Origin of the sequence: Xylanibacter ruminicola (assembly GCF_900142525.1) — a bacterium.
Classification (GTDB): Bacteria; Bacteroidota; Bacteroidia; order Bacteroidales; family Bacteroidaceae; genus Prevotella; species Prevotella ruminicola_A.
In genome coordinates, this window is the sequence record NZ_FRBD01000014.1 from 84,241 (window position 1) to 98,536 (window position 14,296).

The window sequence follows — 14,296 nt, forward strand, 5'->3', positions numbered from 1 at the left end:
TAGATATGAATTATAGCGAATTTCTGAAAATGATTCCTGAGGCCTTCTTGGTTCTCGCACTGATATTAGTATTCATTGGCGATTTCTGCCTGAATAAGAGTGAGCGTAAGAATGCCGTGTTGAGCAAACTAGCTGCCGCCCTCTTGGTGGTTGTAGGTGTGGTTACCACGTCGGTTACACCAGAGTCTGCCTTTGGTGGAATTTATGCCTCGTCGGCTGCCATCAACGTGATGAAGGTCATCCTGGCCTTTGGTACGCTGATTGTGATGATTATGGCTCAGCCATGGGTTGAGAAGACTCATCGTCTGGCTGGCGAGTTTTATATGCTCCTCATTTCTACCCTGCTAGGTATGTTCATGATGATGTCATCAGGCTCGTTCCTGCTGTTCTTCCTCGGTCTCGAAACTGCTTCAGTGCCTCTGGCATGTATGGTGGCCTTCGACCGTCATCGTAAGGACAGCGCCGAGGGTGCTGCAAAGTATATCCTCGTGGCTACATTCTCTAGTGGTGTCATGCTGTTCGGTATCTCGTTCATCTATGCTGCTACTGGTACTCTGTACTTCGATGATGTCGCTAATGTGGTTACTGGTTCGCCTCTGTGCATCATGGGCTTGACCTTCTTCTTCAGCGGACTTGGCTTCAAGATTTCACTTGTGCCATTCCACTTCTGGACAGCCGACACCTATCAGGGTGCTCCAACTCCAGTAACTGGATACCTGAGTGTTATCTCTAAGGGTGCTGCTGCCATCACGTTGTGCACCATCCTGATGAAAGCCTTCGGTCCAATGGTTGAGTACTGGAACTACCTGCTCTATATTGTAATTGTGCTGTCGATTACCTTGGCCAACCTGTTTGCCATCCGTCAGAGTGAGCTCAAGCGCTTCATGGCGTTCAGCTCTATCTCACAGGCCGGATACATCATGCTGGCTGTGGTTGGTAACGGTCAGCTGGGCGTAGCCGCATTAACCTACTATGTACTTGTTTACATTGTAGCCAATATGGCTGTGTTCACTGTTATCAATGTGGTTGAGCATAATAATGGTGGTCGTACCGACATGGCTGCCTACAACGGATTCTATCAGACTAATCCCAAACTCAGCTTCCTCATGACGCTGGCTTTGTTCTCGTTGGCTGGTATTCCTCCGTTTGCAGGTATGTTCTCTAAGTTCTTTGTATTTATGGCAGGTGTGCAGAATGGTGATCCAATGGCCTACATTGTAGTATTCATTGCCTTGGTTAACACCGTAGTATCACTTTACTACTATCTGCTCATCGTTAAGGCTATGTACATCACAAAGACCGATACTCCACTGCCTACATTCAAGAGCGACAATGGTACTAAGATAGCTTTGGCTCTCTGTACTGCAGGTATCGCCCTGTTTGGTGTAGTAAGTTGCGTTTACGAGTGGATTGCTGCAGCAGGTCTGTAGTAATCTCCGGCATAAATCTTATATAAAAGCATAGCTTTCGCATGATGAAAGCTATGCTTTTAATATGTCAAAGCTACGGTTCTGATTTATGAAAGCTATGGTTTCGAGGGGCGAAACCATAGCTTTTGTTTATTATTGTTTATTAATCAGCGTAACCTTAGAATTTAATCCGCTTGGTACTGGAGTCCAATTGCTGTATGTTGTATTCTTGTAGTTGATGTCTACCACGTTGATTTCGTTGAACTTGCGCCACTTTACGTCGTGACGATCCAAATCTGCAATGCGGTTGGCGGGTAAGTTTGTTACCTCAATGCGTAGTGTGTTCTTGCCTTTATGCAGTGCCGAGCCGCAGTCAAGAATAAAGGGTACTGCCCAGGCACAACCTATAAACTGATCATTGATATAGACACGAGCTGACTCGCGCACATCGCCTAAGTCAATCTGCCAATGCTGCTTGGCTTGCTTGGCCGACAGCTTGAAGGTTGTGGTGTAGACACCTGTACCCATGGTAACTGCGGCTGAATCGCTAAGTGTCTCCCATGTCTTGAGTTTATCGAGCTTGAAAGTGCCTGATACGCGTGGGCATTCGTCGATAAACGACAGAGTCCAAGGACCATTGAGCGCAACGATTTCTTCTACAGCACACGTATCGGCAAGCACGGGTAGGCTCTCTTGTAGGGCTAGCGGCTGATTGAAGGTCTGCAGTATCATGGATTGCCCGCTACGCAGATTCAGTTCAATCTCATTGCCATCGATGTGAGCTTGATATCGGTTGCCCGTTAGCGGATCAAACCACATGGCATCCTTAAAAGGTACAGCCAATGTGATGTCTCCGTTCATATCGTGTGGCGTGAGATTGGCGATGAAGTAGTGCCAGCCATCAGCAGTACGGCGACGTATGGTGCGTAGTCCAAGTTTGGCTTTCATGGCCTCGGCCTTGGCATACTTGGCCATGAGTGCCGGCTTTTCGCCCTTGATGACATAGGGACTCAGGCGCTCTATCTGGGTGCTGAGCGAGGCATCGATGGTGGTGCCGCTAGGAATGATAAGTGCCTTGTAGCGGGTACCGCCTTCGGTAACCAGCATACCATCCTCTATGCGTACTTTAGCCAATTGGCGGTCGCTGATGTAGTCGCAGTCGTAGCCCAAGCTGTCAATAGTCAGAATGCTCTGGATGAACTGTGGTGCCTTCTTGGCCATCGAATGGATGTCGAACTGCATAAGCAGCATGTTACTCTTATCACGCTGATGCCACATATCGCGTACGGGCAGGTAGACCAGAAAATCGTTGTCGGGCTGACCCAATTGCAGGAAACTCTGGCATCGCTCAATATATTTCATCAGGTACGGGGCATCGCGCCAGATGGAGTTGGTGGGGCTCATGTCTACCGAGGCGTAGAACTTCCATCCTGGCCAAGCATCGTTCTTTGGGGTGTAGCACGAACCATGGAAGTAGACGTGGTTCACACCGCAGGTGAACATGAGGTCGAGATCGGGCTTCATCTGCGACAACGACGTACGGAAGTGCTCGGTGAGCCATGTAAACGTCTCGCTCGATGTGAACGGCTTGCCCATGACGTGAGCGGCCGAAGAGGCGTATTTCAGCATCGACACATCGCTATCATTCTTTCGGGTTTTGCCTGGATCGGTACGCAACCCTTTGATGCCGAACTCTGAAAGACCGAAACCTTCTATTTCAGGTATGTCGACAGCAGCATAGAGGTCGAGCAGGTTGGCGGGTGAACCATGTGCCTGATTGCGTACTTTTACGCCGTGCTGATGAGCCCATGCCACCCATTGCTGGGTGAAATTCTCGAGCAGCATGTCGCTGAGCGTCTCGCGGTAGTCGGCAAGCACCTGATTGCCGTCGTCAACCTTGCCTAGCAGTTCGGGCAGTTTTCCGCGGAGGTCGTAGCCGCGACGTTTCTTAAACTCGTCGAAGAGGGTAGGGGTCCAGTCGGCCTTATACACCTCGTAAGAGTCGTTGAAGAAGGTGTGCGGATAGGATACGCCCGAAGTGGCAAATGCCTGCTCGAAACGGTCGAGATAGTGGCGTACGGCATTGCGATCGAAGTGGTCAACTACCCATCCCTCGCCCCCAGGAGCAGCGCGCTTTACTTTTTGCTTGGTGCGGCCTACCTCAACGGTGAACTGATGAATACCATTGATGAGAGTATCATTGAAGATGGCTCTGCAAGCAGCATCGTCGAGTGAGATATGTGGGCCACCAAATGGCCAACCTGTACCACAGTTCATATCCACCTGGATACCTAGTGGGTGTGCTATGTCCTGTGTGGTCTGTAGCATCTGCATCCATTGGGGTGAAAGATACGGTATATTGTTCCTATCGTTGCCTTTTACACCATAGATGGGGGTTATCTCTACAGCACCGATGCCAGCACGTGCATATTCGCTAAGGTTCCATTCCAGGTTGGCTTTATCAACAGCTGAACCCAGCCACCACCAACGGGTGCCTGGTTTCGCCTCTGGCTTGGCTGTAGGCCATGCCTGAGCCCATGTGGCCGAGGCATAGCAAACAGCACATATAATGGTTAACAGTTTCCGCATTATCTGATGAGTTTGTAGTATTCACTGGCGCCAAGAAGGAAGCAGCCAGTACCGTAGTCTTCGAAGTCGGGAACGGTGTAGAAGGTAACTGGCTGACCAGCTGAGGGATCCTTACCCGTTCCTTGGTTCCACCCCAGGAATCCGTCGTTATGAACGCACGATGCTAATGCCTGCCAAGCTTTATCGCAAGCAGGGCGATAAATGTTGGCTTTCAGCAATCCCTGTTGGATGCCCCATGCCATACCGTAGAGAAACAGGGCTGTACCCGTCATCTCGGGGGTAGGGTAGTCGACATCGCTCACCAAACTAGCGTGCCAGAATCCGTCTTCGTGCTGACAATCCAACAGACCTTTACTCATCAGCAGGAAGTCTTTCTTAAGTTCCTTGTATTCCTTGCTCTTGGGCGAGAGTTGGTTCATGCAACGTACCAATGCTGCATATACCCAGCCGTTACCACGGCTCCAGTAGCAGTCGTTGCCGTCTTTCTCTTTATAAGGGGGCACATAGTCGGCATCGCGCCACCACAGACCAGACTTGGTGTTGAAGAGTCCACCTCCGCATTCATTGCGCGTCCAGCGATACATCTGCATGGCGTGATCGCGGTATTTCTGCTCGTCAGTAACCTTGGCTATCTGCATATAGAGGGGCATGGCCATCTGTATGGCATCAATCCAAGTCCACCAACCATAAAGCGAGTTGACGTTGGTTTTAGCCTTAGGTGTGGTAGTTTGTTTCTTGGTGTTTGGTGTGGCCATCTGGTGGTCCAGATTGGCTATTACGTTAGCAAGGAGTGCTTTCTGATTGCCCCCCTTCAAAGCAGCAAGTTCTACGTAGGTTTGTCCGCAGCATTGGTCGTCGGCATCGCAGGTGTTCACTCCGTTGCGTGGCGTCCACTTGTGGAAGTCGGCCCACGTCATAGCGTAGTTAATGTAACGCTGTTGCGGGTCGATGGCATTCAGGGCCATCAGTCCTTCGTAGTAAACGGCGCGTGTCCAAAGCGATGAAGGACGAACCTTCTTGACATTAGTGGGCAGCGTGGGGTCGCTGTACTTCGCCATGAAGTAGTTGTTGGTTCTCTGTGCTGTCTCTAACACATTGTTCTGAGCTGTAGCTGACGTCATCATGCCGATGAGAGCTACAAGTGTGATGATGGTTTTCTTCATTTCTATGTAGTTTATTCAGTTACTAATTTGGTGGTCACAGTCTTAAACTTGTCCGAAGTTGTTTTCAGCGTTATCTTTGACGGTTGTTTGCCGGCACGCAGGATAACCATAGCGGCTCCTTGCCACAAGCTGCGGTGATTGGTCACGTTGAGCTCGTTGCTCTGAATATCGCCATTGGTCACAGCTACGATGCGGGCGTCGCCTTCAACTTCGAACTTCAGTTCGTTGTCTGCATGTAGTACACGACGCCCCTTGCTATCTACAGCTACGATGCGTATGTGCTGCAAGTCCTGTCCGTCAGCCTTCCAATGATAGTTGTCGGGCGTGGCTATCAGTTTTACGGCACGTCCTGTGGTTTCTATGGCGTGACGGGCTATTATCTTACCGTTCTTATAGGCTACAGCTTCGAGTTTGCCGGCACGATAGGCTATATCTTTCCAGAATATTTGGTTGCGCAACTTGGGGTTTTCGGGGTTCTGCTGCTTGCCAAGACTTTTGCCGTTCAGCAGCAACTCTACCTCGTCGGCATTGGTAAAGGTCATCAGATTAACCGTTGTTCCTTCTGTGCGGTTCCAGTCTTCTGAGAATGTGGCGTTACCGGTCTGTATGCCGTTCCATTCTATATTCTGTTGGTCGCTCTCTATCACCGCCAGATGTACCATAGGGTCGTCTTTCAGGAAACTCTTCATGAAATAAGCCTTAGGCTTGGGGTTTAATGCGATGTCGAAAACGCCCTGTGCCCAACCCTTGGCTGGCCATCCCTGACTCTCGCCCAGATAGTCGATGGCGCCCCAATAGGCCAACCCGATTACTTTGTTCAGATCCATCTCAAACCAGTTCATTCCCATGTTGCTGATGCTGGCTTCGCTTTGGTAGAAGGTCATCCAGGGGAATCGGCGCCCGTCGCCAGGGAAATACATATACCTATAATTATAGGCCTGAATATCCGTCTCTTTTGCCAGATCGCAGGGCAGTGAGTCGGTTTCCCAGTTGCGATAGCGGGGATGCATGGCTACGGTTACTTTGCGGGTAGAGTCGTAACGATGCACCACTGGGCGCATCATGCGATAGCAGGTTACACCCCAATCGTTGAAGGGCTGGTTTGGATCCTGTTGCAGCTCGTTACCCAGACTCCACATAATGACCGATGGCGAGTTGCGATCGCGTTTAATCCACTCGGTCACGTCTTGTGCCCAATGGTTCATAAATGGCACGCGCCCGCCGGTATGCTGTCGGGTCCATTTGTCGTAGAGCTCGTCAACCACCAGTATGCCGTATTGGTCGCACAGTTTGATGAAGTCGCGGCTATATGGATTATGCGATGTGCGTATGTGGTTAATACCAAATTGCTTCATCAGCTGTATGCGCTTCTCGATGGCGCGAGGGTAGGCCGCTGCTCCAAGCGCACCCAAGGTGTGGTGATTGGCGTAACCTTTCAGCAGCACCTTCTGGCCGTTCAGCTTCAGACCGTAGTCGGGACCATATTCTATCGTGCGGATACCGAACTGCTCACTCACCTCATCGGCCACACTACCATCCTCGCGCAGCAATTGGGCTACAGCAGTGTATAGGTATGGATGCTCGGTATCCCATAACTTTGCGTCGGAGATTTCCATCTCGGGCATCTGGATGGTGAGTGTACGTGTTTGCGGATTGCTGCCTCGTGTTGCAGTCTGTTCAGTCACCAGTTGGCCATTGGGTGCGTAAATGCTTACCTTCATACTCGTTTGACGGTTCTTGGTGCGATTTGTAAAATCGGCAGCCACATTTACGTATTTATTTTGGCGAGTGGTGATATATAGCGGATGACGCTCGAAGTACAGATCGGCTGGGGTGTCGGTCAGACTTACATTTCTGAATAATCCACCTCCGGTATACCAGCGTGAGTTGCGCTCGCTCATGGTGTGGGCCTTCACCTTAATTTCGTTGGGCTGATCATAGCGCAGCAGCTTGGTCACATCTATTTCAAATCCTACGTAGCCATAATCTGTTCCTCCTATATGTTGTCCGTTCAGCCATACATCACCCACGTACATGATACCCTCGAAGTCTAGTAATACGCGTCGGCCTTTCATTGCAGCATCTGGTGTGATGGTCTTGCGATACCATCCTGCTCCCATCTCTTTAAATCCTCGGGCCGATAGTCGGCTTTTTATATTTGCAGCCACATCGGTGTTGTCGGCACGTTCGTCGGCACCGGGGGCTATCCAAGGTTGCTCTATCTGGAAGTCGTGGGGAACGTCTATGATATGTGATTCCTTAAACAATGAGTCGCGTGAGAATTCCCAACCGAAGTTCAGATTCTGTACTGCTCTTGGTTGTGCCCATGCGCCCGTTGCTATTAACAGCGGTAAGGCCATTGTGACGATTCGATTTATCTTCATTTTTTTCGTACGTTTTTAGTTTTCTGCTGCAAAAGTAGCCAAATAAGCCATGCAGATACATATCCGTTCGTTCTGAAATTAGTAATTTTGTACAACTTTGATAGTTTACGGACGATAATCGGGTGTATCGTGGTGATAAAGGTGGTACTTTTGCACCAGCTAATAAAAACTTTGATGAAAAGACTATTAATTCTAACTGTGGCTATGACAGCCATCATGTGTTGTAAAGCTCAGCGCGTCGACACCTTATTAAATATATATAGTGCCGGCCCTATCAATTTCTCGGTCCCTGTGCCCGATGGAAATTATCGTGTCACCGTTACGCTCGGTTCTAAGAAACGTGCAGCTAAGACGGTGGTTCGTGCAGAGTCGCGTCGTCATTATACTGATGTCGTCAGCACGAAGAAGGGAAAATACGAAACCGTGAGCTTCGTGGTTAATAAGCACACGCCTGAGATTGATGCCGATCGTAGTGTGAAGCTGAAACCTCGTGAGCTGGGTTATAAGAACTGGGACGACGCCTTGAATCTGCAGTTCTGTGGTCCTGCTCCTGCTGTTCAGCGTGTTACTATCGAGCCCGATACAACTGCAACTACCGTATTTCTTTGTGGCAACAGCACGGTGGTAGATCAGGAAGAAGAGCCTTGGGCCTCATGGGGGCAGATGATTACACGTTGGTTTGACGATAGTGTGGTGATTGCCAACTATGCCGAAAGCGGACTCTCGGCCACCACGTTTTTGGCTCAGCTGCGTCTTGACAAAATACTAAGTCAGTTACGTAAGGGCGACTACGTGATCTGTGAGTTTGGTCATAATGACGAGAAAGAGAAGAAAGCCGGCGATGGCGCTTGGTATAGCTATTCGCGCAATCTGAAGATATTTGCCGACCGTGTGCGCGAAAAAGGCGGTAACATCATCTTTGTTACTCCCACGGCTCGCCGATTCTTTGAGGACGACATGATGACTCTGCGCAACACCCACGGCGATTATCCCGAGGCCATGCGTATGGTAGCACGTCGCGAAAAGGTGCCCTATATCGAGCTGAACGGTATGACAACAGTTCTTTACGAGACACTCGGTTTCGAGGGCTCTAAGAAAGCATTGGTTCATTATCCCGCCAATACCTTTGCCAATCAGCCACAGCCATTGGCCGATAACACTCACTTTAATCCTTATGGTGCGTGGCAGGTGGCTAAGCTTATTGTGATGGGGCTGAAACAGATACACTCGCCGCTTGTCGGACATCTGCGTACAGATTGGAAGGATTACGATCCATCGCATCCTGACGATCCCGCTAAATTCGTATGGTATCCCTCAGGTAATAGTAACCTGTTAAAGCCCGATGGCAATTAAAAATATCATATTTGTACTATAATCATAGTAATCGAACAATTTTTATATCTGCATAAATGGTGAAACTACTACTTTTGCAGCAAAACCAATTTTAAATAAACTATAAATTAAAAAAATTAACACAGTATGAAGGACATTGGTAAATCAAGTCTGAACAACTGCTGGGGCATGCTCCAGAGGTTGATGTTTACGGTTCTGTTTGCAGTGTTGGCTATTGGTGCCTATGCACAGAACAAAGTAACCGGTACTGTCGTCGATGCTCAGGGCGAACCCATCATCGGCGCAAGTGTCGTTGTTAAAGGAACAAGTAATGGTACAATTACCGATCTTGATGGTAAGTTTACAGTTTCTAATGTTCCTGCTAAAGGTAGTCTTGAGGTATCCTACGTTGGCTACAAAACTCAGGTTTTGGCCATCGCAGGTAAGTCTCAATTCAATGTAACTCTCGAAGAAGACCGTCAATTGCTTGACGAAGTCGTTGTAGTAGGTTATGGCGTTCAGCGTAAGAGTGATGTAACAGGCGCCCTTGCACATATGGATGCCAAGGAATTGACAAACATGCCTGTAAGCAATGCATTGCAGGCTATGCAGGGTAAGGCTGCCGGTGTTGACATCACCAATAGCCAGCGTCCTGGTGAAGTTGGTTCAATTACCGTTCGTGGTCAGCGTTCTATCGATGCTAACAATGGTCCTCTTTACGTTGTCGACGGTATGACAATCCAAACCGGTGGTATTGAGAATATCAATCCAGCAGATATTGAAAGTATCGAGGTTCTGAAGGATGCTTCTTCTACAGCTATCTATGGTAGCCGTGGTGCTAATGGTGTTGTGCTTGTTACAACAAAGAAGGGTAAACAGGGTAAGGTTACTTTGAACTACTCAGGTACCGTTACTTTCTCTACGCTCAGTAATGTGGCTGAAATGATGAATGCTGCTGAGTGGTTGAAGTATTCTCGTTATGCTTATTATAATCAGGGCGCATACGGTGATGGTACACCTAACTACGATCTCGATTATAAGATTTATGGTAATGTTCCTGCCTCTTGGGCAAACATCGAGAAGGGTTGGAGTGCTGATCACACCACATTCGATTACTCAAAGGTAGGTTCATACGATTGGGAGAGCGCAGGTAAGCGTACTGGTATTGCTCATGAACACACACTTAGTGCATCGGGTGGTACTGAGAAGTTCAGTGGATATGGTTCATTTGGTTACCTGAACGAGAAGGGTGTTATGCCTGGCCAGAGCTACCAGCGTTTCACCTTGAATACCTCTTTCGAGGGTAAGGTGCTTCCTTACTTCACCATGGGTATGACCATGAATGCATCTTATGGCACTCAGGAGTATGGTTATAGCTTTACCAAGTCGACAACTGGTGCAGGTGACTACTACAACGCACTTCGTGGTATGCTCCCTTGGTCAGTTCCTTATGATGCAGATGGTAATTTCATTGAGTATCCTACTGGTGATGTTAACATCCAGAACCCCATCGATGAGTTGAACTATACTAAGAACCAGCGTAAGAACTTCCGTATCAATGGTAGTGCTTATGGTCAGATTAATTTTGGTCAGATTTGGAATCAGCTCGATGGCCTTTCATATCGCATTCAGTTTGGTCCTGAACTGCAGTATTATCGTGCAGGAACAGCCAATGCTGCAGAGGGTATCAACGGTGCAGGTAGCAACAAGATTGTTTATAATCCTTATCAGCGTGTAGCTTGGACTTTGGATAACATTGTTAACTATAACAGAACTTTCGCTGATATCCATAACGTAGGTATCACTCTGTTGCAGTCTGCTTCTGATTTCCACTATGAGGGAGCTAACATCCGCGCTAATGTGGCTACTGCCGATGAGTTGTGGTACAACGCTCATTCTAATAACGATCCTACCGATTATTCTACAGGTCTGACTGAGACTTCTATGACTTCATACATGGCTCGTCTGAACTACTCATTGATGGATCGCTATTTGCTTACTGCTTCTATGCGTTGGGATGGTGCTTCTCAGCTTTCTAAAGGCCATAAGTGGGCCAGCTTCCCCTCTATTTCTTTGGGTTGGCGCTTGGAGCAGGAGAAGTTTATGAGAAATATCACATGGATTGATCAGTTGAAGCTTCGTCTGGGTTGGGGTATATCAGGTAATGCTGCTATCTCTGCCTACGCTACAAAGGGTGCTATTCAGGATCTGACATACACTTGGGGCAAGACTACCGAGGTAGGATATGTGCCTTCTGATCCAAATGCCAAGTCTCCTAACATGATGGCTAACCAGGAACTGGGTTGGGAGAAGACTTCACAGTGGAACTACGGTATCGACTATAGTTTCCTGAATGGCCGTATTGGTGGTTCTCTGGATGTTTATACAACCTATACCAAGGATCTGTTGATGTCAACCACTATTCCTTCGCTTAATGGTTATACCACAACAATGGCTAACGTAGGTGAGACTTCTGGTTGGGGTATCGATTTGCAGATTAATGCATTGCCAATCAAGACAAAGGACTTTGAGTGGAATACTGTTCTGTCTTGGTCGCTCGATCGCAACAAGATTGAGAAACTTAACAATGGCGTTACAGAGAATATCAACCGTAATTGGTTCGTTGGTGAGGAGATTGGCGTTTACTACGATTATGTATACGATGGCATTTGGAAGACCTCAGAAGCTGCAGAGGCTGCCAAGTATGGCTGTAAGCCAGGCCAGATTCGTGTTAAGGACTTGAACGAAGACGGACAGTTGGATGCAAACAACGATCGTGCTATTGTTGGTAGGGTACGTCCTCGCTGGTCAGCAGGATGGCGCAATACATTCACTTACAAGGAATTCGAACTCTCGTTCTTCATCTTCTCTCGTTGGAAGTTTACTGTTCCAGCAGGCTCTGCAAACCTCGATGGTCGCTATGCTATGCGTAGTCTCGACTATTGGGTAGCTGGTGAGAATGAGGATGCCCTCTATTATGGCCCTGGTACCAATGGTCAGGCACAGGATCGCTATGCCACTTCTATGAACTATCAAGATGGTTCTTACATCAAGATGCGTAACATTTCTCTGGGTTACAACTTCACCAAGAAGCAGCTCAAGCCTCTGGGTATCAACACTCTTAAAGTATATGTACAGGCCATGAACCCATTCACTATCTACTCAAAGTGCAAGTGGCTTGATACGGATATGATGAACTACGATAACAATACTCGCAACTTTGGTACTACAACTACCATCCGTAGCTGGGTTGTTGGTCTTAATGTTGGATTCTAAAAATAAGATAGAGATATGAAACTCAATAAAGTATATATTGCGGCACTTCTTGTTGCCGGAACAGTTGGGATGTCGTCGTGTACGGAGGATTTCCTTGACGAAAACCAAATAACCAAGCATGATACTGAGTATTTTAAGACTCAGGAGGGTATTGATGCTCTTGTGACAGGTGCCTATCAGACACTGAAATTCCGTTATGAGTACCAGTGGGCCTATAAGATGTGGCACATGGGTATCGACGAGTTTACTGGTGGTAATAACGATATGGCCGATTACAACCACTATGGATCTGCCCTAAATTCTTCACAGGGTGATCTGGCTCAAGTCTGGAACACCTATTACGGACTGATTGAGCAGTCGAATATTATTATCCAGAATGTTCCTGAGTACTATAATAAGAGCAATGCCAACTATAACACCCGTTTAGGTGAGGGTTATTTCCTTCGTGCCTATGGTTACTTCGAGTTGGTTAAGCTCTTTGGCGGTGTGCCCATTAAGTTGGCACCATCAGTTGGTGTTGAAACTTATTTCACTCGTGCATCTGAAGAGGAATGTTACAAGCAGATTATCAGCGATTTCGAGCAGGCATACAATCTGTTGCCTACAAGCAGTAATCAGACTGGTCGTATTCTGAAGAGTGCTGCTGCCCATTTCCTGGCAAAGGCTCACCTTTTCCGTGCTTCTGAGGGTTGCGACACATGGAATAGTAGCTACAAAGCTGCTGACCTGGATGCCGTTATTAAGTATGGTAAGGAGGTTATTGCAGCTCATCCATTATGTGCAAACTTCCTCGACTTGTGGAACTACACCAAACCTAATGACGCTAACGAGAGCGTTAGCGAGGTTGTGCTGGCTGCCCAGTTCTCTGATAACTCTGATTCTTGGGGCCGCTTCGGCAACCAGATGAGCCTTTGTTATCCTTCTGTTTATCAGAATCTTGCTGGTTGTGTTCGTGACATCTCAGGTGGTCGTGAGTTCTGCTATGTCAGCGCTACTGAGTATGCTATGGAGGTCTTCGATCGTGTAAACGACTCTCGTTTCTGGAAGTCATTCATTACCTGCTACGGATGTAACAAGGGTAGTGCAGCTCCTAAGTGGGATGCTTCTGACGCAGCTTACTTCCCAGAGGGTGCTGTTGCTGGCGATACTCGTTTCAAGGGTGGTGAGATTGGTATTAAGTATATTGTTAACAATCCTGAGGATACCCGCTTTACAGATGCTGGTACTGGTCGTAGCGATTTAGCTGTGCTGAAGGATGGTAAGCTTGAGAATACTCACACATTTATTCGTTACTATGCCAATGAGTCGTTCAATTGGAATGTGAAGAAGGAAGAGCGTACTGGTAACTATTACACTCTGTATCCTCACAACCGCAGTGTAGCCCTGTCAAAGTATCGTGATGGCTCACGTAATGGTTACAACTCTCAGTTTGGTTGCCGTGATGCTATCACTGCCCGATCTGCAGAGGATGTGCTGATGGTAGCCGAAGCCTATATCCGCAAGGGTGAGAGTGAGTATGGTAATGCTATTACCTATCTGAACATGCTGCGCGACCGTGCTGGTTACGCCGCAGGTGAGGATCGCTCTAAGAGCCCTGATGGTGGTCAGGCTTATTTGAACAATCCTCTCGGAACAGGTGTTGCTAACCTCGATGGTGCCATCTATACCGATGCTAACACCTACTACGAGTCTAACAATATTGCAGTTACAACAGCTGAGACCAAGTCTGTTATGCACTTGAATAGTGTTGACGATGTTTATAATATGCCTAACGAGCAGCGTATCTATCAGGCTCTGAACTGCACAACCAATGCTCAGAAGATGATGTGCTTCCTGCTCGATGAGCGTAGCCGTGAGCTGATTGGTGAGGGTCATCGTTACGAGGATTTGGTACGTACCCGTACACTCGATGCCCGTTGGCATGCCTTTAACGATGGTGCTGGTCAGGGAATTGGAAACTTTGATCCTGCTAAGCACTACTATCGTCCTATTCCTCAGTCATTCCTCAATGATATTACTAATGAAGATGGAACCAGTCTGACAGCTGAGCAGAAGCAGGCTATGCAGAATCCAGGTTATTAATATAGTTAGTTGTTTCTTGAAGACCGCCCCAGGAGTAGCGACTCCTTGGGGCGGTTATTGT

The 14,296-nt window shown here is 47.9% G+C and carries 7 protein-coding genes; 4 read left to right on the forward strand and 3 right to left on the reverse strand.

Going from position 1 to position 14,296, the window contains the following annotated elements:
- The first annotated feature begins 5 nt into the window (after positions 1-5).
- Positions 6-1,430 (forward strand): NADH-quinone oxidoreductase subunit N, encoded by a 1,425-nt coding sequence (locus BUB86_RS10115; RefSeq protein WP_073209042.1) that lies wholly within the window; start codon positions 6-8, stop codon positions 1,428-1,430.
- Between the two features lie 132 nt (positions 1,431-1,562).
- Here the strand turns inward: BUB86_RS10115 and BUB86_RS10120 are convergent, their stop codons facing one another.
- From BUB86_RS10120 to BUB86_RS10130, 3 genes are read right to left on the reverse strand one after another with little or no spacing between them, the layout of a single operon-like run.
- Positions 1,563-3,998 carry a glycosyl hydrolase gene (locus BUB86_RS10120; RefSeq protein WP_073209044.1) on the reverse strand — a complete coding sequence of 812 codons (2,436 nt, stop codon included), beginning with the start codon at positions 3,996-3,998 and terminating at the stop codon, positions 1,563-1,565.
- Positions 3,998-5,161 (reverse strand): glycoside hydrolase family 105 protein, encoded by a 1,164-nt coding sequence (locus BUB86_RS10125; RefSeq protein ID WP_073209046.1) that lies wholly within the window; start codon positions 5,159-5,161, stop codon positions 3,998-4,000. Before BUB86_RS10125 ends, BUB86_RS10120 begins: the two co-directional genes overlap by 1 nt.
- An 11-nt stretch (positions 5,162-5,172) precedes the next feature.
- A complete protein-coding gene (locus BUB86_RS10130) occupies positions 5,173-7,545 on the reverse strand; it encodes a glycoside hydrolase family 2 TIM barrel-domain containing protein (RefSeq protein ID WP_081373198.1) in 2,373 nt (790 codons plus the stop codon).
- Between the two features lie 174 nt (positions 7,546-7,719).
- On the opposite strand from BUB86_RS10130, the gene BUB86_RS10135 reads away from it, so the two are divergent.
- The 3 genes from BUB86_RS10135 to BUB86_RS10145 all read left to right on the forward strand — a co-directional run bounded on the left by BUB86_RS10135 (position 7,720) and on the right by BUB86_RS10145 (position 14,235).
- Positions 7,720-8,898 (forward strand): rhamnogalacturonan acetylesterase, encoded by a 1,179-nt coding sequence (locus tag BUB86_RS10135; RefSeq protein ID WP_073209048.1) that lies wholly within the window; start codon positions 7,720-7,722, stop codon positions 8,896-8,898.
- A 126-nt stretch (positions 8,899-9,024) separates the two neighbouring features.
- A complete protein-coding gene (locus BUB86_RS10140; RefSeq protein WP_073209051.1) occupies positions 9,025-12,153 on the forward strand; it encodes a SusC/RagA family TonB-linked outer membrane protein in 3,129 nt (1,042 codons plus the stop codon).
- A 15-nt stretch (positions 12,154-12,168) separates the two neighbouring features.
- Complete coding sequence (locus BUB86_RS10145) at positions 12,169-14,235, forward strand: RagB/SusD family nutrient uptake outer membrane protein (protein ID WP_073209053.1); 2,067 nt, start codon at positions 12,169-12,171, stop codon at positions 14,233-14,235.
- Positions 14,236-14,296: the final 61 nt, after the last annotated feature.

Excerpts from the sequence above, each read along its gene's own strand:
- BUB86_RS10115 (WP_073209042.1), top strand. The coding sequence starts at position 6 with ATGAATTATAGCGAATTTCTGAAAATGATTCCTGAGGCCTTCTTGGTT.
- BUB86_RS10120 (WP_073209044.1), bottom strand. The coding sequence starts at position 3,998 with ATGCGGAAACTGTTAACCATTATATGTGCTGTTTGCTATGCCTCGGCC.
- BUB86_RS10125 (WP_073209046.1), bottom strand. The coding sequence starts at position 5,161 with ATGAAGAAAACCATCATCACACTTGTAGCTCTCATCGGCATGATGACG.
- BUB86_RS10130 (WP_081373198.1), bottom strand. The coding sequence starts at position 7,545 with ATGAAGATAAATCGAATCGTCACAATGGCCTTACCGCTGTTAATAGCA.
- BUB86_RS10135 (WP_073209048.1), top strand. The coding sequence starts at position 7,720 with ATGAAAAGACTATTAATTCTAACTGTGGCTATGACAGCCATCATGTGT.
- BUB86_RS10140 (WP_073209051.1), top strand. The coding sequence starts at position 9,025 with ATGAAGGACATTGGTAAATCAAGTCTGAACAACTGCTGGGGCATGCTC.
- BUB86_RS10145 (WP_073209053.1), top strand. The coding sequence starts at position 12,169 with ATGAAACTCAATAAAGTATATATTGCGGCACTTCTTGTTGCCGGAACA.